Raw genomic sequence first — 17,367 nt, forward strand, 5'->3', positions numbered from 1 at the left:
GTGAGACCTGACACGCATTCAGATGTGCGCCGTTCGGGTCACGGGCGGGAACGGACGCCCCCTGTCGATCGTCTACAGTTCAGACGGTGTCTACAAGGTTGTAGTCGGTAAGCGGTTTGCGTGAATCGTCTTCATCCACCGAATCGCCTCCTCCCTCGACCGAATCGCCTTCACCCACCGGACGGAGCAGCATGCGTCACAAGATCCTGGTCGTCGAGGACGATCACGCCTTGCGTGACGTGCTGCGCCGGGGCCTGTCGGACGAGGGCTTCGCGCCCGTGCCCGCCGCCGACGGGGCGACCGCACTGCGGCTGGCGGCCGAGGACATCGCCGCGGTCGTCCTGGACGTCGGGCTGCCCGACGCGGACGGCCGGGACGTGTGCCAGGCGCTGCGCGCCAACGGGTTCGCCGCGCCGATCATCTTCCTCACCGCCCGCCACGGCCTCACCGACCGGCTGTCGGGGTTCTCCGCCGGTGCAGACGACTACCTCTCCAAGCCGTTCCATCTCGCCGAACTCGTCGCCCGGCTGCGGGTCGCGGTCAGACGTGCCGCGCCGCAGGCCGTGGCCAGGGCGGGAGACCTGGTCCTGGACGCGACCCGGCACAGCGCCGCGGTCGGCGAGGCGCACGTCGACCTCTCCCCCACCGAGTTCCGTCTGCTGGCCACCCTCGTCGCGGCGGGCGGCTCCCTCGTGAGCCGGCGTGATCTCGTGGGGGCGGCCTGGCCCGACGGCGCGCACGTCAGCGACAACACGCTGGACCAGTACCTGAGCCGGCTGCGCCGCAAGCTGCGCGGCACGGGCAGCGACCTGAGTCTCACCACCGTCCGCGGGGTCGGGCACCGCCTGTCATGAAGCGCCTTCCGCGCCCTTCGGCGCCACGGACCCTGCGCGGCCGCCTCTCGCTGGTCGCGCTCACCATCGCCGCGCTGCTGATGACCGTCCTGACCGTGGCGTTCAACGCCGTGCTGGACCGGCAGCTGCGGCACCAGGCGGACGACGTGCTGCGCGACCGCGCGGCCGCCGTCGCCACGACCGTCGACACCCGCGGCCCCCGTGTGCGTGTGGTGGAGACCGCCGACGACCGCCTCCTCGATACGAACGTATGGATCTACGACGGGACACGGCTGGTGGAGAGACCGCCGCGGGCACCCGCCGGCAACGCCCTGACCCGCGCCGCCGACCGGCTGGCCGCGGGCGGCGAGCGCGGCTGTGTGACGGCACGGGCCGAGAACCCGCGCTTCGTGCGCCTGTGCTCCCGCCCCGTCACGGGCGGCCGCAGCGCCGCGACCGTCGTCACGGCCCTCGACCTCGCCCCGTACCGCAACTCGGCGCAGATGGTCCTCCTCGGGTCGCTGGTCCTCGACGCGGTCATGCTGGCCTGCACCTATGTGCTGACGCGCCTGGCCGTGGGACGGGCGCTGCGTCCCGTGCGCACGATGACGGACCAGGCCACGCAGTGGAGTGCCGTCGGCTCGGAGGACCGCTTCGGAGCCGAGCACCATCCGGCCGAACTGGCGCGGCTGGGCGCCTCGTTGGACGCGCTGCTGGACCGGATCCGCACGGTGCTGCGGCACGAGCGGCAGCTGACCGGCGAGTTGTCGCACGAACTGCGCACTCCGCTCACCCGGATCGTCGTCGAACTCGACTGGTGGCGGGCGCGCCCCCGCTCGGCCGCCGAGACCCGCGCCACGCACGAGGTGATAGCGGACGCCGCCCGGTCCATGCGCACCATCTGCGACACCCTGCTGAACGACGCGCGGGAGAGCGCATGCACCCCCTCGGCCGCTCCGGGGACCGCCGCCGTCGCGCCCGTCCTGCGGCGGCTGACCGCGCACCTCGGCACACGGGACCGGGGAGAACCGGTCAAGACGGTCGTCGACGTACCGGAGGGGGACCTGGAGGCGGGCGTCGCTCCCGCTCTCCTCGAACGCATCGTCAGCCCGGTGCTGGCCAACGCGATCCGGTACGCCCGCTCCACCGTGACCGTTAACGCGCGACCGCGGCCCGGCGGTCTGCGCATCACCGTCACGGACGACGGCGCGGGCGTACCGGAGTCGTTCCTCGACCGGCTCTTCCAGCCCGGCCGCCGCGCCGACCCGGACGACGGCCACGACGGCGCGGGACTGGGCCTGCCGCTCGCGCGCCGCCTGGCCCGCGCCGTCGGCGGTGACGTGTCGTACGACGCCGGGTACGAGGGCGGCGCACGCTTCCGGGTGGACCTGCCGACCGGCTGAGGTGCCGGCCGGCTGACGTGCCGGCTCAGTCGGCCCGCTGGGCGACGGCCTCCTCCCGCTCCCGCGGAGCCGCCGTCCGGCGTTCCCGGACCTGCGCCTGGGCCATCAGGCCGAACAGGACGGCCAGCAGCACGGCCGAGGAACCGGCCGTGCCGAGGTCGAGGCCGCCCTTGGCGACGGGCTTGGTCAGGAAGTCACCGGCCGTCGCACCGAGCGGCCGGGTGAGGACGAACGCGATCCAGAACAGAAGGACGTTCGGGACCGCCGGGACCTTCATGAGGGCGACCAGGACGGCGAGTGCCCCCGTCACGAGCAGCGCGCCGCCGGCGTACCCGAGTCCGGAGCTGTCGGAGAGGAAGTCGCCCATCGACGTGCCGAGGGTGTTGGAGACGAGGATCGCCGACCAGAACAGCGCCTCGCCGCGGAAGGTGACGATGTCCTGGATCACGAAGGTCATCCCGGCCGCCTTCCAGACGGCGAAGATGACGAGCAGCATCGAGACGAGGATCGCGGCGCCCGCGGGGTAGCCCAGGCCGAGGCCCTGCGGTCCCCAGCCCAGCGAAGTGGCGCCGTTGGACAGGTACTTGGCGCTGGCGTCGCGGTTCATGAAGTCGGACATCGTGGTGCCGGCCATGCTGGTCGACAGGATCACGGTCCAGTAGAGGAACGGGTGGTAGCGGCTGGACCTGAGCTGGACGACCAGCGTCACCACGAAGGCGAGGAACAGGACGATCGTGGTGAGGAAGTAGCCGAGCTTCAGGGTCTGCGAGAAGAGGTCGCCGGCCGTCTCGCCGAGGGTGGTGGCGGCGATCTTCATGATCCAGAACGCCAGTGTCACCTCCGGGAGTTTCTTCATGACCGACTTGGTCGTGCTCGCGACGTCGAGGTCGGTGAGCATGTCGGGTTTCTGCATGGTGGGGGGCTCCTGGGTCGAACGGCAGGGCGCCCGCCCCGCGAGGGGACGAGCGCCCTGTGACAAGCGGCGACCGCGCGACGGCGGTCGTCCTGATCGACCCTGGCAGCGTCTGCCTGAACGCATCCTGAACGGCTGACGCACGATCAGGTGCGCGACGTCAGCGCACCCTGCCCCGCGGCTTCAGGGGCAGGGGCGGCAGCTCCGGAGCAGGCAGCGGTGCGCCGTCGTAGCCCTTCACCTCACCGAAACGGGTGCCCTCCATCCAGTCCCGGCGCGCCTGTTCGATCTCCTCCTGGGTCCGCCCGATCCAGTTCCAGAACATGATCAGCTCCTCCTCGAACGGTTCACCGCCCAGGAGCATCAGCCCCGCGTCCGAATCGGCGCGCAGCGGGAGTTCGGTGCGGCCGCAGCCGAGGTAGAGCATCGAGCCCGGCAGCAGCGGCACGCCGTCGACATGGGCCTCGCCGGACATGGACAGCACGGCGTACTCGAAGTCCGGCTCCAGCGGGAGGCGTACGTCCGCCCCTTCGGAGAGGGCCAGGTCGGCGCCGACGAGGGGGGTGTACGTCGTACCGGGCGAGGTCGCGCCGTCGAGGTCGCCGAGGATCAGGGTGCCCTTCAGGCCCGGGGCCGTGACGACGGGCAGTTCGGCGTGGTGCTCGAAGTGCGGGTCGGTGTGGCGGTGGCCGTCGGGGAGGGCCACCCACAGCTGGGCGCCGTGCAGGAAGCGGGCGTGCGAACGGGGGCTCTCCTCGGAGTGGCTGATCGCCCGGCCCGAGGTCATGAGCCCGAGCTCACGGGGGCGGATCGTCTGCAGGCTGCCGGTCGAGTCGCGGTGCAGCACCTCACCCTGGTGCAGCCAGCTCACCGTCTGCAGGCCCATGTGCGGGTGCGGCGGGACCTGCATGCCCGGTTCGTCGGCGATGTCGTCGGGGCCGTAGTGATCGACGAAGCACCAGGCGCCCACCATGCGGCGGCCGAGGTTGGGCAGGAGACGGCGGACTTCGGTCGACTCGCCGAGTTTGACGGTGCGCGGGCTGAGGAGTTCGCGAACGGGCTCCGCCACCACGAAGCCACGGCCGCCGCACAGGGCGGGAACCGCCTCGCGATCAAGATTGCTCATGAAACCCAACCTAGTCCCGTCAGGGCGGTCCCGTCAGTCCGTCGCCCGGGCGGTCCCGGCTCCCCGGGGTCCACCGGAAACAGCAGGCCACCGGGGACGGAGCGGAATTTAATAGCCATGTACATAATAGCCATGTACGGTATTCGTCATGAGCAGCGGTTCCGAGAAGGCGACGCCCGGGTTCCTGGTGTGGCGTCTGTCGATGAAGTGGCGGGTGGCGGTCGACCGGGCGGTCGCGCCGCTCGGACTCACCCACGCCCAGTACTCCCTGGTGGCCTCGCTGTACGGCATGCAGCGCGACGGCGAGCGGCCGAGCCAGCGCCGCCTCGCCGACCACACCGGCCTCGAGGCGCTCTACGTCTCCAAGCTGGCGCGCGGCCTGGAGTCGGCCGGCCTGCTGGAGCGCACCCGGGACCCCCGCGATCCGCGCGCCGTGCAGCTGGCCCTCACCGAGCGGGGCCAGGAGGTCACCCGGCGCGCGATCCAGGTCGTGCAGGGACTGCTGGAGCAGTTGCTGGCGCCGCTCGGCGGCCTCGACGCCCCCCGTGCGCGGGAGTTCACCCGCGACCTGGCCACCCTGCTCGACGCACCTCTTGATCCGTTCAGCGAGAACAGCCCGAACAAGAAGGAGCAGTCATGACCACCACCGCACCCGTCGCCGACGCCCGGTCCCTGGGCCTGGCCCACTACGCCGCCCGCGCCGCCCTGGAGAGCGTGCTGAGCCGGCACGGCCTCACCTTCCAGCAGCACATCACCCTCAGGTCCGTGGTCGTCGCCGGGGCACCGGTCGAGCGCGACGCCCTCGTCGCCCAGGTCACCGGTTCGCTCAAGGTGGAGACCGCCGCGGCGCGGGACGTCGTCGGGGAACTGCTCGGCAAGGGGCTGCTGACGGCCGAGGCGACCCGCGTCCGGGCGGCCGACGCCGGTCGCGCGCTCTACGCCGAGGTCGCGGCCGAGGCCGGGGAGCTCTCGGCTCGGATCTGGTCCGGGATACCGGCGGAGGACCTCGCCGCCACCGGCCGCGTCCTGGCCCTGGTGACCGAGCGGGCCGACGCGGAACTCGCGGCGAAGAGGGCCTGAGGGCCGCCCGGAGGCCGTACCGGAATAGGCGAGGGACCGCCGCGGTTGGGCAGACCGAAGGAGGCAGCAGTGGACATGACGTACTACGACCACGGAACGCCGGCGGAGCGCTGGGAGCGCGCACGGATGTTCTTCGACGCCAAGGACTTCGCCGCCGCGGCGCGCGTGCTGGGCGGCCTGGTCGAGGAGGTGCCGGAGCAGACCGGCCCGCGGCTGCTGCTGGCCCGCTCCTACTACCACTCCGCGCAATTGCGGCGCGCCGAGGCCGAGTTGCGCGTCCTCGTCGAGCGCGACCCGGTCGAGCACTACGCCCGGCTGATGCTCGGCCGCACGCTGGAGCGCCAGGGGCGGCGGGAGGAGGCCAAGTCGCATCTGCGCATCGCCTCGGCGCTGGCGGGCGACTTCGAGCAGGTCTGAGCGGGACCGTACGACGGTCGGCCGGGCCCGGTTCCGTACAGGAACCGGGCCCGGCCTGCTACTTCAGGGCCGGTGCCCGCCGGCTGCGCCGGTGCGCGATCTCACCGAGGACGACGTCGACGGCGACGAAGGCGGCCAGCGGGATGCCGAGCAGGGGCACGAAGTAGCCGACCACGGCGATGACGGCGACGCCCGGCACGAGGACCGCCGGGGACACCCGCTGCCAGGCTCCGCGCGGGACGGGCCGGCCGAAGGCGGAGGCGCGGCCGCGCTGCCACCACATGCGGTAGCCCCAGACGATCAGCATCACCAGGGAGAGCGCCAGCAGCATCAGGGCGACCTGGTTGGCCAGGCCGAACAGGATGCCGGTGTGCAGGTCGATGCCCCACCGGGTCAGCTTCGCCAGCAGCGGGTGGTCCGCGAACCGCAGGACATCGGTGACCTGCCCGGTGGCCGGGTCGACGGCGACCGCGTCCTGCTTCTCGGGCCAGCTGCGCTGGATCTGCCGTACGACGTACGCGGACGTGTCGTCGGCGGGCGGCACGATCTCCACCGGGTCGGTCAGGCCCTCGGCCCGGGCCGCCGCGAGCACCTTGTCCAGGCCGACACCGTGTTCACCGGACCCGGTCGTGGCGGAGGCGCCGTGACCGGCGTGTTCGCCGCCGGCCACGGCGGAGACGGACGGCGTGGCCTGCCCCAGCGAGGTGCGCAGTTCGTCGATGTTCGCGCCGGCGTACGTCGACCAGGTCAGGCCCGTCGCCGACAGGAAGAGGAACCCGGCGGCGGCCCACACCCCGACCGTGCCGTGCAGCCCCAGAGTGCGGCGCCGGCCACGGGTGCCGCGCACCTTCCGCAGGGCCCGGCGCCGGGAGAACCAGAGCACCAGCCCGCCGCCCGCGATCACCCACAGCCAGCTCGCCGCGAACTCGCTGTAGAGGCGGCCGTTCTCGCCCAGGTGGAGGTCGCGGTGGAACTCGTCGATCCAGGTCCGCAGCGGCAACGCGCCGGTGGAGCCGTACTGTTCGAGGGCGCCGCGCACCTCGGCGGTGTAGGGGTCGACGAAGACGGCGAGCGTGTGGCCGGGCTCGACACCCTGGACGCCGGACAGCAGCACCCTGGTCGTGGCGTCGGCGTGCGGGGAGGGCCGTACCGCCGACACCGTGCCCTCGGGGTGGGCCTCGCGGGCGGCGGCCACCTGCCGGGAGACGGGCAGCTTGGCGCCGCCCACCGCGTCGACGCTCAACTCGTGGGCGTAGAGGAGCTTTTCGGCCTGGAAGGCGCCCGCGTACAGGAAGCCGGTGACGGCGGCGACGAGCAGGAACGGGGCGACGAACACTCCGGCGTAGAAGTGCAGGCGCAGCACCAGGGGCCGCAGGGGCGCCCATCGGCCGGGCGGCGGTGCCGGGGCGGGGTCGGGTTCGATCTCGCCCTTGGTAGGCGAGGCAGCGGTGGACGACATGGCGGGCTTCTCCGGGGGTACGGGACGCTGTTGCTGTGGTGGTCCAGTAGTCGGAGGGAGCCGGCCCCGAGTTCCCGGCGGGGCAAGTGGCGTGCGCCACACGGCGGACGGCGGGTGCCGGGGCGTCATGCGATGCTTGCCGCATGGCAACTCCCCGTGATCACGCGTCTCTTGCCGAGCAGGTCGAGGAACTCCTCGCCGCCGACGGCCCGCTGCCGATCGTCGCGGCCGGTGATCCGGTGCTGCGGCGCGGCACCGAACGCTTCGACGGCCAGCTCGATCCGGCGCTGTTCGCCCGCTTCGTCGAGGCCCTGCGCGTCACCATGCACGCGGCGCCGGGCGTGGGGCTGGCGGCGCCGCAGGTCGGCGTGGGGCTGCGGATCGCGGTGATCGAGGACCCGGCACCGGTGCCGGAGGAGATCCGCGTGGCCCGGGGCCGGGAGCGACTGCCGTTCCGGGTCCTGGTGAATCCCTCGTACGAGCCCGTCGGGGCCGCGCGGGCCGCCTTCTTCGAGGGCTGTCTGAGCGTGCCGGGGTGGCAGGCCGTGGTGGCGCGGCCCGCGCAGGTGCGGCTGACCGGCGAGGACGAGAACGGGCGCGCGGTGGACGAGGTGTTCAGCGGGTGGCCGGCCCGGATCGTGCAGCACGAGACGGATCATCTCGACGGCATGCTCTACCTCGACCGGGCGGAGCCGCGCTCGCTGTCGTCGAGCGAGGCGATGGCGCGGCTGTGGACGCAGCCGACGCCCGGGGAGGCGGCGAGGGCACTCGGCTTCGACCTGCCGTGAGCGGCCAAGTGCCCTCGCGTGCCGGTCAGTTGTCCCGGTAGGCCTCCAGCAGCCGCAGCCACACCTCGCTGATCGTCGGGAACGACGGGACCGCGTGCCACAGACGGCTGACGGGTACCTGGCCGGCGACCGCGATCGTCGCGGAGTGGATGAGTTCGCCGACGCCGGGGCCGACGAAGGTCACCCCGCGCAGGATCTCCTCCTCCAGGTCCACGACCATGCGGGCGCGGCCCTTGTAGCCGTCGGCGAACAGGCCCGCGCCCGCGGCCGAGCTCATCTCGACGTCCACGGCGCGCACCCGGTGGCCTGCCTGTTCCGCCTCGGCGAGGGAGAGGCCGACGGCGGCGGCCTCCGGGTCGGTGAAGACGACCTGGGGGACGGCGGCATGGTCGGCGGTGGCGGCGTGGGCGCCCCAGGCGTCCGACTCCAGGATGGGGACCCCGGAGGCCCGCGCGGCGATGGCGGCACCGGCGATGCGGGCCTGGTACTTGCCCTGGTGGGTGAGGAGGGCGCGGTGGTTGACGTCGCCGACGGCGTAGAGCCAGTCGTTGCCGGTGACGCGCAAACTGTCGTCGACCGGGAGCCAGCCGCCGGGCTCCAGGCCGACGGTGTCCAGGCCGATGTCGGCGGTGCGCGGCCTGCGGCCGGTGGCGAAGAGGATCTCGTCGGCCTCGATGCGGTCGCCGGTGTCGGTCACGACGACGAGCGTGCCGTTCTCGCGGGTCACCGACGCGACGGAGGTGCCGGTGCGGACGTCCGCGCCGGCCTCGGTGAGGGCCTCGGCGACGAGTTCCCCGGCGAACGGCTCCATGCGGCCCAGCAGGCCCTTGCCGCGGACGAGGACGGTGACCTGCGAGCCGAGGGCCTGCCAGGCGGTGGCCATCTCGGTGGCGACCACTCCGCCGCCGACGACCACGAGCCGGCCGGGCACCTCCTGGGCGCTGGTGGCCTCCCGGCTGGTCCAGGGCTTGACGTCGGCCAGGCCGGGCAGGTCGGGCAGCACGGCGTCGGTGCCGGTGCAGACGGCGACCGCGTGCCGGGCGGTGAGCACCTTCCGCGTGCCGTCGGAGGCGGTGACCGTCACCGTGCGCGGGCCGGTCAGCCGTCCGTGGCCGCGGTGGAGGTCGGCGCCGATGCCGTCCAGCCACTGGGCCGCGCCCTCGTCGTGCCAGTCGGAGGTGTAGTAGTTGCGGTGCGCGAGGACCGCGGCGGCGTCGAGGGGGCCCTGCACCGACTGGCGCAGGCCGGGTACGCGCCGGGCGTCCGCGCGGGCGATCACCGGGCGCAGCAGGGCCTTGCTGGGGATGCAGGCCCAGTACGAGCATTCGCCGCCGACCAGCTCGCTCTCGACGACCGCGGTGGACAGGCCGGCCGCGCGGGTGCGGTCGGCGACGTTCTCCCCCACCGGGCCGGCCCCGAGCACCACGACGTCGTACGCGAAGGTTTCCGTTTCCGTCATGGGGTCAGTCTGGTGGGTGGTGTGCGCTGAGACCACACGGGTAGGGGCTCGCGGAATAGGTGACCGCCCGGCCGCGTTTGTGCCGACGGCTTCGCCCCGACAGCAGGAAGAGGGAATCAAGGTCATGAGCAGCACCGTGGAGCTCACCAAGGAGAACTTCGACCAGACGGTCACGGACAACGACTTCGTCCTGATCGACTTCTGGGCGTCCTGGTGCGGGCCGTGCCGTCAGTTCGCGCCGGTGTACGAGAAGGCGGCCGAGCAGAACCCGGACCTGGTGTTCGGCAAGATCGACACGGAGGCGCAGCCGGAACTGGCCGCGGCCTTCGGCATCCAGTCGATCCCGACGCTGATGATCGTCCGCGACCAGGTGGCCGTGTTCGCGCAGCCCGGCGCGCTGCCCGAGGCCGCCCTCACGGACGTCATCGGGCAGGCGCGCAAGCTGGACATGGACGAGGTCCGCAAGGCGGTCGCCGAGCAGCAGGCGCAGGCCGAGCAGAACGGCCAGTAGCAGCCGCCCGCGGACCGGGAACGGCTAGAAGGGGTACGGCGCCACGTCTCCGCGTACCGTCGTCCAGCGGACGTCGGTGAAGGCCTCCAGGTTGGCCTCGCCGCCGAAACGGGCGCCGGTGCCGGAGGCGGCGATGCCGCCGAAGGGCGCCACGGCCTCGTCGTTGACCGTTTGGTCGTTGATGTGGACGATGCCGGTCGGGATGCGCTCGGCGAGGTCGAGACCGCGGGCGGTGTCGCGGGTGACGATGCCCAGGGACAGGCCGTACTCCCCCGCCGCGGCGAGCGCGGCCGCCTCGTCGGCGGTGGCGAAGGAGCGGACCGGCGCGACCGGGCCGAAGACCTCCTCGGCGTACGCGGGGGTGTTGTCGACGACGCCCGCGAGGACCGTCGGCCGGTAGAACAGCCGCTCGTGGGTGCCGCCCGCGGCCAGTTTGGCGCCGTGCGAGGTGCTGGCTTCGACCAGTCCGTGGATCTTCGTGAGCTGGCGGTCGTCGATGATCGGGCCGAGGTGGACCTGTTCGCGGTGCGGGTCGCCGACGGCCAGGGAGTCCGCCTTGGCGGCGAGCCGCTCGACGTATTCCTCGTAGAGCGACTGGTGGACGAGGTGGCGGCCGGTCGTCATGCAGATCTGGCCCTGGTGGAAGAACGAGCCCCAGGCGGCGGTGGAGATCACCGCGTCGATGTCGGCGTCCTCCAGGACGACCAGGGCGGAGTTGCCGCCCAGTTCCAGGTGGACCCGCTTGAGGTGGCGTCCGGCGGCCTCGCCGACGGCCCGGCCGGCGGCGGTGGAACCGGTGAAGGAGATGACCGGCACCTTCGGGTCGGCGACGAGTGCCTGGCCGACGTCGGGGCCGCCTGGCAGCACGTGCAGCAGCCCCTCGGGCAGGCCCGCCTCGGCGAAGACCGCGGCCAGGGACAGCCCGCCGCAGACGGCGGTCCGCGGGTCCGGCTTGAGCAGGACCGCGTTGCCGAGCGCGAGGGCGGGGGCCACCGAGCGGATGGAGAGGATCAGCGGCGCGTTGAACGGGGAGATCACGCCGACCACGCCCACCGGGACGCGGCGGGTGTAGGACAGGCGGGGCGCCTCGCTGGGCAGGATCTGTCCGGCCGGGCGGGAGGCGAGCGCGGCGGCCTCGTAGCACTCCTGGGCGGCGACGTGCAGTTCGAAGTCGGCCTTGCCGGGGATCGAGCCGGACTCGCGCACGAGCCACTCGCGCAGTTCGTCGGCGTGCGCCGCGAACAGGTCGCCGGCCTTGCGCAGGACGCCCGCGCGGACGAAGTGCGGGAGGCGGGCCCACTCGGCCTGGGCGGCGCGGGCGGTCTCGGCGGCGCCGGCGACGTCCTCGGCGGAGGCGAGGGTGACGGTGGCCAGCGTGTCCCCGGTGGCGGGCTCCGTGACGGTGTACTCCGGTCCCGACAGCGGGCGTGCCTGCCAGGTCTTCGGGTCGAGCAGCGGCATGACGGCTCTCCGTTTCCTCACCGGGGGCTCAGATCATGAGCGGAAGTCCCGTGTAGTTGGCGGCGAGTTCGGCCGCCGCGTGGCGGGACGCGGCGATCCGGCGCAACCGCGCGAGCTGCAGCCGGTTCTCGAAGGCGTCCCCATCTGGTTGAGCATGCAACATCTTAGTCATCTCGTAGGAGAATCGCGTGGCCTGCCACACACGGGAAAGGCACATCCGCGAATAGTCGTCGAGGAGTTGCTCGGAGCCGCCGCGGTGCAGTCCGGCGAAGGCGCGGGCCAGGACGCGGACGTCGGAGACGGCCAGGTTGAGGCCCTTGGCGCCGGTGGGCGGGACGATGTGCGCGGCGTCGCCGGCCAGCAGCAGGCGACCGTGGCGCATCGGCTCGTGGACGTAGCTGCGCATCGGCGTCACCGCCTTGGCGGTGATGGGGCCGCGGCGCAGCGTCCAGTCGGCGTCGACGGCGAAGCGGGCGGCGAGCTCGTCCCAGATGCGGTCGTCCGGCCAGTCGCCGGGGTCGGTGTCGTTGGGGACCTGGAGATAGAGGCGGGAGACGCGCGGGGAGCGCATGCTGTGCAGGGCGAAGCCGTTCTCCCCGCGCGCGTAGACGAGTTCCTCGCAGGACGGGGCGACGTCCGCGAGGATCCCGAGCCAGGAGTACGGGTAGTCGTGCCCGTACGTCCGGCCGGCGCCGGCCGGGAACGTGGCGCGGGAGATGCCGTGGAAGCCGTCGCAGCCGGCCACCCAGTCGCAGGTGAGCGTCTGCTCCCGGCCCTCGTGCACGAACCGCACGACGGGCGTGTCGCTGTCCGGCTTCTCGATCGCGAGCGCCTCCGCCTCGAACAACAGCGGCGGCCCCTCTGCCAGTTGGAGGGCGACGAGGTCCTTCACGATCTCGGTCTGGGCGTAGATGGTGACGGTGCGGCCGCCGGTGAGCGTGGGGAAGTCGATGTGGTGGCGTTCCCGGTCGAAGCGCAGCTCGATGCCCTGGTGGACCAGCCCCTCGGCGTTCAGGCGCTCGGCCGCGCCCGCCTCGCGCAGTGCGTCGACCGTGCCCTGCTCCAGCATGCCGGCGCGCTGGCGGTGCTCGACGTACTCCCGCGACCTGGCCTCCAGGACGACGCAGTCGATGCCGGTGCGGTGCAGCAGCCGGGCGAGGAGCAGTCCGGCGGGGCCCGCGCCGATGATGCCGACCGTCGTGCGCATGCGCGCCTCCCGTGGTGTCAGCTGGAGTCGCGGTGGACCACCGTGGCGCCCAGCACCTTGTGCCTCTCGGGCGCGGCCCCCGGATCGCGGACCGCGCGGTCGACCAGTTCGGCGAGGCCGCGGCCGGACGGCAGCTCGATGTGGACCGTGCTCAGCCGGGGCCTGAGCAGCCGGCCGAGCATGAGGTCGTCGGCGCCGATGACGGCCACGTCCTCCGGCACGCGCACGCCCTCGTCCTGCAGGGCGCGCATCAGCAGCATCGCGTACTCGTCGTTGTACGCGAAGACGGCGTCGAGGTCGAGATCGCGCCAGCGCGCGGCGAGGCGCGCCGCCGAGTCCTCCTCGTAGGCGAGGGGCAGCTCGGTGAGGGTGGCGGTGGTGCCGTGCAGGGCGGCGCGTACGCCTTCGAGGCGGGGCAGGGAGAAGGACTCCAGCCCGCGCTCGCGGGGCACGACCACGCCGATACGACGCCGGCCGCGGTCGTGCAGGTGCCTGCCCGCGCAGTGGCCGACGGCCTCGTGGTCCATCAGCAGGGAGTGGGCGCCGTCGACGGGCTCGGGGCCGAGGGTGACCACGGCCCGGGCGCCGGAGCCCTTGAGCACCTTCACGCCCTGCGGGCCCAGACCCGGGCCGGGCACCAGTACAGCCACGGGCCGCAGCTCGGCCCAGGCGCGGACGGCCTCGTCACCGTGCAGACCGACCGAACCGAACTGCACGACCGTGTAGTCGAGGCGGCCCAGCGCTCCCTGCAGCTCGCTGATGAACCGGCTGTAGAGCGGGCCGACCGGGACGTCGGGCGCGGGCATCAGCACGAGTCGGCTGTGCCCGGCGCGCAGGCTGCGGGCGGCGGCGTGGGGGACGTAGCCCAGTTCCTCGGCTGCTTCGTGCACACGGCGGCGCGTGGGCTCGCTGATGCGCACGGCGCTGGTGTTGTTGAGCACGTAGGAGACGGTCGCGCGCGAGACTCCGGCCAGGCGGGCCACATCGGCGCTCGTCGGCACGGGCCGTGGTGCCGGGGACGAGGGCCCGGGCGTTTTCGGTATCTGCACCATGACGTACGGCATCTTCGCAGAACCCGACGCCCGTGATCCGGGTCGGGGAACTTCGCAATCAAGTCGGTAGGGAGCGAGTTCGAGCCACATGGCACGAACATGTTCGTCACGAACTTGTTCGCACCGAACATGTTCGTTACGGTGGAGCCATGACAGACCGATCCGACACCTCGCGCAGCCGCCGGGAGCGCCCGGCCAAGCCCGCTCTGACCAGGGAGGGCATCGTGGCCGCGGCCGTCGCGATCCTGCGGGCCGAAGGGTTGCAGAAGGTGACCATGCGGCGCCTGGCGCAGGAGCTCGACACCGGCCCCGCCTCGCTGTACGTCTACGTCCGCAACACCGCGGAGCTGCACGCGGCCGTCCTGGACGAGCTGCTCGGCACCGTCGGGCGGCCCCCGGCCGAGGGTGACTGGCGCGAGCGCCTGGAGCGGCTGCTGGACTCCTACACCCAGATGCTGTTCGCGCACCCGAGCCTGGCCCGTTCCGCGCTCAGCGCCCGACCGAGCGGTCCGCACTACCTGAACCTGATCGAGACGCTGCTGTCCCTGCTGGACGAGGGCGGTGTCCCGCCCGCGCAGGCCGCCTGGGGCGTGGACCTGCTGCTGCAGCACGCGACGGCGTCCGCCGCGGAGCACGCCGACGAGACCCCCGAGGAGGACTGGGACGCCCTGCGCGGCACCCTGCGCGACCTCCCGGAGCGCACGCATCCGCGCATCGCCGCCCTGAGCGACGCGCTGGTGTCGGGCACGCCCGAGGCCCGCCTGGCCTGGGGGCGGCGGACGCTGATCGCCGGTATCGAGCGCACCGCCGTACCCGAGTGACCCTCCTCCCTCACCGACCCACCCCAAGGAGCACGCCATGACCACGCACCACCCCATCACCGTCGTCGGCGCCGGACTGGGCGGGCTCGCCCTCGCGCGGGTGCTGCACGCGCACGGCATCGAGGCCGCCCTCTACGACCTGGACGCCTCCCCCACGGCCCGCGTCCAGGGCGGCATGCTGGACATCCACGAGGACTCGGGACAGCAGGCGCTGCGCGCCGCGGGGCTGTACGAGGAGTTCCTGACGCTCGTCCACCGGGGCGGCGAAGCCGTCCGCGTCCTCGACAAGGACGCGACGGTCGTCTTCGACGAAGCGGACGACGGCACCGGAGGCCGCCCCGAGATCGACCGCGGCGACCTGCGCGACCTGCTGCTCGGCTCACTGCCCGAGGGCACCGTCCGCTGGGGCGCCAAGGTCGCCGGCGCGCGTGCGCTCGGCGACGGCCGGCACGAGGTGGCGCTCGCCGACGGCACGGCCTTCACCACGGACCTGCTGGTCGGCGCCGACGGGGCCTGGTCGAGGGTGCGCCCGCTCGTGTCCGACGCCCGGCCCGTCTACACCGGCGTGTCGTTCGTCGAGGCGGACCTGCACGACGCGGAACTGCGGCACCCGGTGAGCGCCGAGGTGGTCGGCGGCGGCATGCTGTTCGCCCTCGGGGAGGGCCGCGGCTTCCTCGCCCACCGGGAGACCGACGGCAGCCTGCACGTCTACGCCGCGGTGGAGAGCCCCGAGGAATGGCTCGACGGCATCGACTTCACCGACACCGAGGCGGCCAGGGCACGGGTGCTGGAGCACTTCGCCGACTGGGACAAGAGCCTGCGGGCGCTGATCGCGGACGCCGACGGCGCGCTCGTCCCGCGGCGCATCCACGCGCTGCCGGTCGGGCACCGCTGGCAGCGCGTCCCGGGCGTGACCCTGCTGGGCGACGCCGCGCACCTGATGTCCCCCTTCGCCGGCGAAGGCGCCAATCTCGCCCTGCTCGACGGCGCCGAACTGGGCCTCGCCCTCGCCTCACACCCCGGCGACACAGAGGCCGCGCTGACCGCCTACGAGGAGAAGCTGTTCCCCCGCAGCGAACGCTCCGCCACAGAATCGGCGGACCAGGGCGCCGCCCTCTTCACGGCAGACGCACCGCAACAACTGGCCGCCCTGTTCACGGCCCACCACGGCTGAGCAGGCCGGCGGCGCAGCTCGACGGCCGGGAGCGGGCGGGGCCAATAGATGGGCGGCCCAGTGCCCAGGGGCGGGCACGCTTGCCAGGTGGGCGCCCCGGTACTCGCACCGGGCGGCCCCAGCAAGCGGGCGGCTCCACGCCGAGGACTCGGCTCAGCGGGTGGGTGGCCTGGCACCCAGGACCCGCGCGCTCAGCAGGTGGGCTGGTCCGTGTTCGTCACTCGGGCGACCAGGTCCACCCAGCCTCGCTCCAAGCGCTCCAGGGGGATTCCGCGTTGGCGGGTCAGGTGGTGGATGAGGGCGGGGTCGAGGTAGCCGAGCAGCGCCTGGGCCAGCAGTTCGCAGTCGGCGTCCGGGACGATCTGCCGCAGCAGGACCATGACGTGGGTCGTGAGCGCGCCGGCGGAGGGGTGGACGAACCGGCGGGTCGGCTCGGGCTGTGCGGCCAGCTGGAGGTCGAGCTGCTCGGCCGAGCGGTACAACAGCGCCACGCCGAACGCCCGCAGCCGCTCCAGGGGCGGTGCGCCGGGGCCCAGCGGCGGCGGGCCGGCGAGGAAGTCGGCCTGCAGCTTCCTCGCGGAGTGGTCCAGCAGCGCCATCAGCAGGCCCGTGCGGTCGCCGAAGCGGCGGAAGACGGTTCCCTTGCCGACCTTGGCCGCCGCGGCCACCGCCTCCATCGTCACCCCGGCCGCGCCGTGCTCGGCGATCAGGCGGGAAGCGGCTTCCAGCAGCGCGGCTCGGTTGCGGGCGGCGTCGGCACGCAGGCACGGCTCGTCCCCGGCGGGTCCGAGCTGCAGCAACTCGGCTTCGCCGACGGGCTCCTGGGAAGCCGGGAAGGGCGGCACGGAGGCGGACATGAAGACAGCGTAAAGCATCGGGAACAAAACTGGACCGTGGTCCGGTTAAGGTGCTAGAAATCAAACGGACCCCGGTCCGGATTTCTCACGGCACCGTTTCAGAATCTTTGGAGTTCGCATGTCTGTTCGCATCCTCGCGCTCGTCGGCAGCCTTCGCGCCGGTTCGACCAACCGCCAGCTCGCCGAGGCGGCCGCCAAGTTCGCGCCCGAGGGCGCGGACGTCGAGATCTTCGAGGGTCTGTCCGAGATCCCGTTCTACAACGAGGACATCGACGTCGAGGGCAGCGTCCCGGAGGCCGCCGCGCGCCTGCGCGCCGCCGCCCAGGCCTCCGACGCGTTCCTGCTCTTCTCCCCCGAGTACAACGGCACCATCCCGGCCGTCCTGAAGAACGCCATCGACTGGCTGTCCCGCCCCTACGGCGCCGGCGCCTTCGGCGGCAAGCCGGTGGCCGTGGTCGGCACCGCGTTCGGCCAGTACGGCGGCGTGTGGGCGCAGGACGAGGCCCGCAAGGCCGTGGGCATCGCCGGCGGCAAGGTCATCGAGGACCTCAAGCTGTCCATCCCCGGCTCGCTGACCCGCTTCGCCGAGACCCACCCGGCCGACGACGCCGAGGTCGCCGCGCAGCTGACCGAGGTCGTCGCCCGCCTGCACGGCCACGCCGGCGAGGCCGTCGCGGCCTGACACCGGATACCGGTACCGGCCAGGGCCGGGCCGCGTCGGGAACCAGCACTCGGTTGGTTCCCGACGCGGCCCGGCCCTTCGCCGTACAGTCCCCGATCCGGCCCTTCGCCGTACGGCCCCCGAC

General features: G+C 73.0%; 18 protein-coding genes. 10 read left to right on the top strand and 8 right to left on the bottom strand.

The window, feature by feature from the left end:
• Positions 1–191 precede the first annotated feature (191 nt).
• Both M8J74_RS35385 and M8J74_RS35390 read left to right on the top strand, forming a co-directional pair.
• On the top strand, positions 192–854 hold the full coding sequence (locus tag M8J74_RS35385) for a response regulator transcription factor (RefSeq protein WP_249840349.1): 663 nt from the start codon (positions 192–194) through the stop codon (positions 852–854).
• A complete protein-coding gene (locus tag M8J74_RS35390) occupies positions 851–2,236 on the top strand; it encodes a sensor histidine kinase (protein ID WP_249840350.1) in 1,386 nt (461 codons plus the stop codon). Before M8J74_RS35385 ends, M8J74_RS35390 begins: the two co-directional genes overlap by 4 nt.
• 25 nt (positions 2,237–2,261) lie before the next feature.
• Here M8J74_RS35390 and M8J74_RS35395 read toward each other — a convergent pair whose 3' ends face one another.
• Both M8J74_RS35395 and M8J74_RS35400 read right to left on the bottom strand, forming a co-directional pair.
• Positions 2,262–3,149: a COG4705 family protein gene (locus tag M8J74_RS35395; protein ID WP_249840351.1), complete on the bottom strand. Its 888-nt coding sequence runs from the start codon at positions 3,147–3,149 to the stop codon at positions 2,262–2,264.
• 160 nt (positions 3,150–3,309) lie between these two features.
• Positions 3,310–4,275: a pirin family protein gene (locus M8J74_RS35400; protein ID WP_249840352.1), complete on the bottom strand. Its 966-nt coding sequence runs from the start codon at positions 4,273–4,275 to the stop codon at positions 3,310–3,312.
• A 148-nt stretch (positions 4,276–4,423) separates the two neighbouring features.
• Between M8J74_RS35400 and M8J74_RS35405 the strand changes: the two genes are divergently transcribed.
• The 3 genes from M8J74_RS35405 (at position 4,424) to M8J74_RS35415 (ending at position 5,772) form a co-directional block, all read left to right on the top strand.
• Positions 4,424–4,915 carry a MarR family winged helix-turn-helix transcriptional regulator gene (locus tag M8J74_RS35405; protein ID WP_249840353.1) on the top strand — a complete coding sequence of 164 codons (492 nt, stop codon included), beginning with the start codon at positions 4,424–4,426 and terminating at the stop codon, positions 4,913–4,915.
• Positions 4,912–5,355 carry a winged helix DNA-binding protein gene (locus M8J74_RS35410; protein ID WP_249840354.1) on the top strand — a complete coding sequence of 148 codons (444 nt, stop codon included), beginning with the start codon at positions 4,912–4,914 and terminating at the stop codon, positions 5,353–5,355. Before M8J74_RS35405 ends, M8J74_RS35410 begins: the two co-directional genes overlap by 4 nt.
• A 69-nt stretch (positions 5,356–5,424) precedes the next feature.
• Entirely contained in the window at positions 5,425–5,772 is a 348-nt protein-coding gene (locus M8J74_RS35415; RefSeq protein WP_249840355.1) for a tetratricopeptide repeat protein, read from the top strand.
• A gap of 58 nt (positions 5,773–5,830) precedes the next feature.
• On the opposite strand, the gene M8J74_RS35420 is transcribed toward M8J74_RS35415, so the two are convergent.
• Positions 5,831–7,231 (bottom strand): PepSY-associated TM helix domain-containing protein, encoded by a 1,401-nt coding sequence (locus M8J74_RS35420; RefSeq protein ID WP_249840356.1) that lies wholly within the window; start codon positions 7,229–7,231, stop codon positions 5,831–5,833.
• A 143-nt stretch (positions 7,232–7,374) separates the two neighbouring features.
• Between M8J74_RS35420 and M8J74_RS35425 the strand changes: the two genes are divergently transcribed.
• Positions 7,375–8,019, top strand: coding sequence for a peptide deformylase (locus tag M8J74_RS35425; protein ID WP_249840357.1), 645 nt, complete (start codon positions 7,375–7,377; stop codon positions 8,017–8,019).
• A gap of 25 nt (positions 8,020–8,044) precedes the next feature.
• Here M8J74_RS35425 and M8J74_RS35430 read toward each other — a convergent pair whose 3' ends face one another.
• Entirely contained in the window at positions 8,045–9,478 is a 1,434-nt protein-coding gene (locus M8J74_RS35430; protein WP_249840358.1) for a dihydrolipoyl dehydrogenase family protein, read from the bottom strand.
• A 124-nt stretch (positions 9,479–9,602) separates the two neighbouring features.
• On the opposite strand from M8J74_RS35430, the gene trxA reads away from it, so the two are divergent.
• Positions 9,603–9,989, top strand: a complete 387-nt coding sequence (gene trxA / locus M8J74_RS35435) for a thioredoxin (protein ID WP_249840359.1) — start codon at positions 9,603–9,605, stop codon at positions 9,987–9,989.
• A gap of 24 nt (positions 9,990–10,013) precedes the next feature.
• Here the strand turns inward: trxA and M8J74_RS35440 are convergent, their stop codons facing one another.
• Genes M8J74_RS35440 through M8J74_RS35450 form a run of 3 tightly spaced genes read right to left on the bottom strand, consistent with a single transcriptional unit; the run spans position 10,014 to position 13,709 of the window.
• Positions 10,014–11,450, bottom strand: coding sequence for a benzaldehyde dehydrogenase (locus tag M8J74_RS35440; protein ID WP_249840360.1), 1,437 nt, complete (start codon positions 11,448–11,450; stop codon positions 10,014–10,016).
• Between the two features lie 28 nt (positions 11,451–11,478).
• A complete protein-coding gene (locus tag M8J74_RS35445) occupies positions 11,479–12,657 on the bottom strand; it encodes a 4-hydroxybenzoate 3-monooxygenase (protein WP_249840361.1) in 1,179 nt (392 codons plus the stop codon).
• 17 nt (positions 12,658–12,674) lie between these two features.
• Positions 12,675–13,709 carry a LacI family DNA-binding transcriptional regulator gene (locus M8J74_RS35450; RefSeq protein ID WP_249840362.1) on the bottom strand — a complete coding sequence of 345 codons (1,035 nt, stop codon included), beginning with the start codon at positions 13,707–13,709 and terminating at the stop codon, positions 12,675–12,677.
• A gap of 149 nt (positions 13,710–13,858) precedes the next feature.
• Between M8J74_RS35450 and M8J74_RS35455 the strand changes: the two genes are divergently transcribed.
• Both M8J74_RS35455 and M8J74_RS35460 read left to right on the top strand, forming a co-directional pair.
• Entirely contained in the window at positions 13,859–14,530 is a 672-nt protein-coding gene (locus M8J74_RS35455; RefSeq protein WP_249840363.1) for a TetR/AcrR family transcriptional regulator, read from the top strand.
• Between the two features lie 37 nt (positions 14,531–14,567).
• The gene (locus tag M8J74_RS35460) at positions 14,568–15,704 is read left to right on the top strand and encodes an FAD-dependent oxidoreductase (protein WP_249840364.1); all 1,137 of its coding nucleotides are present in this window, start codon (positions 14,568–14,570) and stop codon (positions 15,702–15,704) included.
• A 191-nt stretch (positions 15,705–15,895) separates the two neighbouring features.
• Here the strand turns inward: M8J74_RS35460 and M8J74_RS35465 are convergent, their stop codons facing one another.
• Positions 15,896–16,579, bottom strand: coding sequence for a TetR/AcrR family transcriptional regulator (locus M8J74_RS35465; protein WP_249840365.1), 684 nt, complete (start codon positions 16,577–16,579; stop codon positions 15,896–15,898).
• A gap of 100 nt (positions 16,580–16,679) precedes the next feature.
• On the opposite strand from M8J74_RS35465, the gene M8J74_RS35470 reads away from it, so the two are divergent.
• On the top strand, positions 16,680–17,243 hold the full coding sequence (locus tag M8J74_RS35470; RefSeq protein WP_249840366.1) for an NAD(P)H-dependent oxidoreductase: 564 nt from the start codon (positions 16,680–16,682) through the stop codon (positions 17,241–17,243).
• The last annotated feature ends 124 nt before the right edge of the window (positions 17,244–17,367 follow it).

It is taken from the genome of Streptomyces panaciradicis, assembly GCF_023516615.1.
Lineage (GTDB): Bacteria > Actinomycetota > Actinomycetes > Streptomycetales > Streptomycetaceae > Streptomyces > Streptomyces panaciradicis.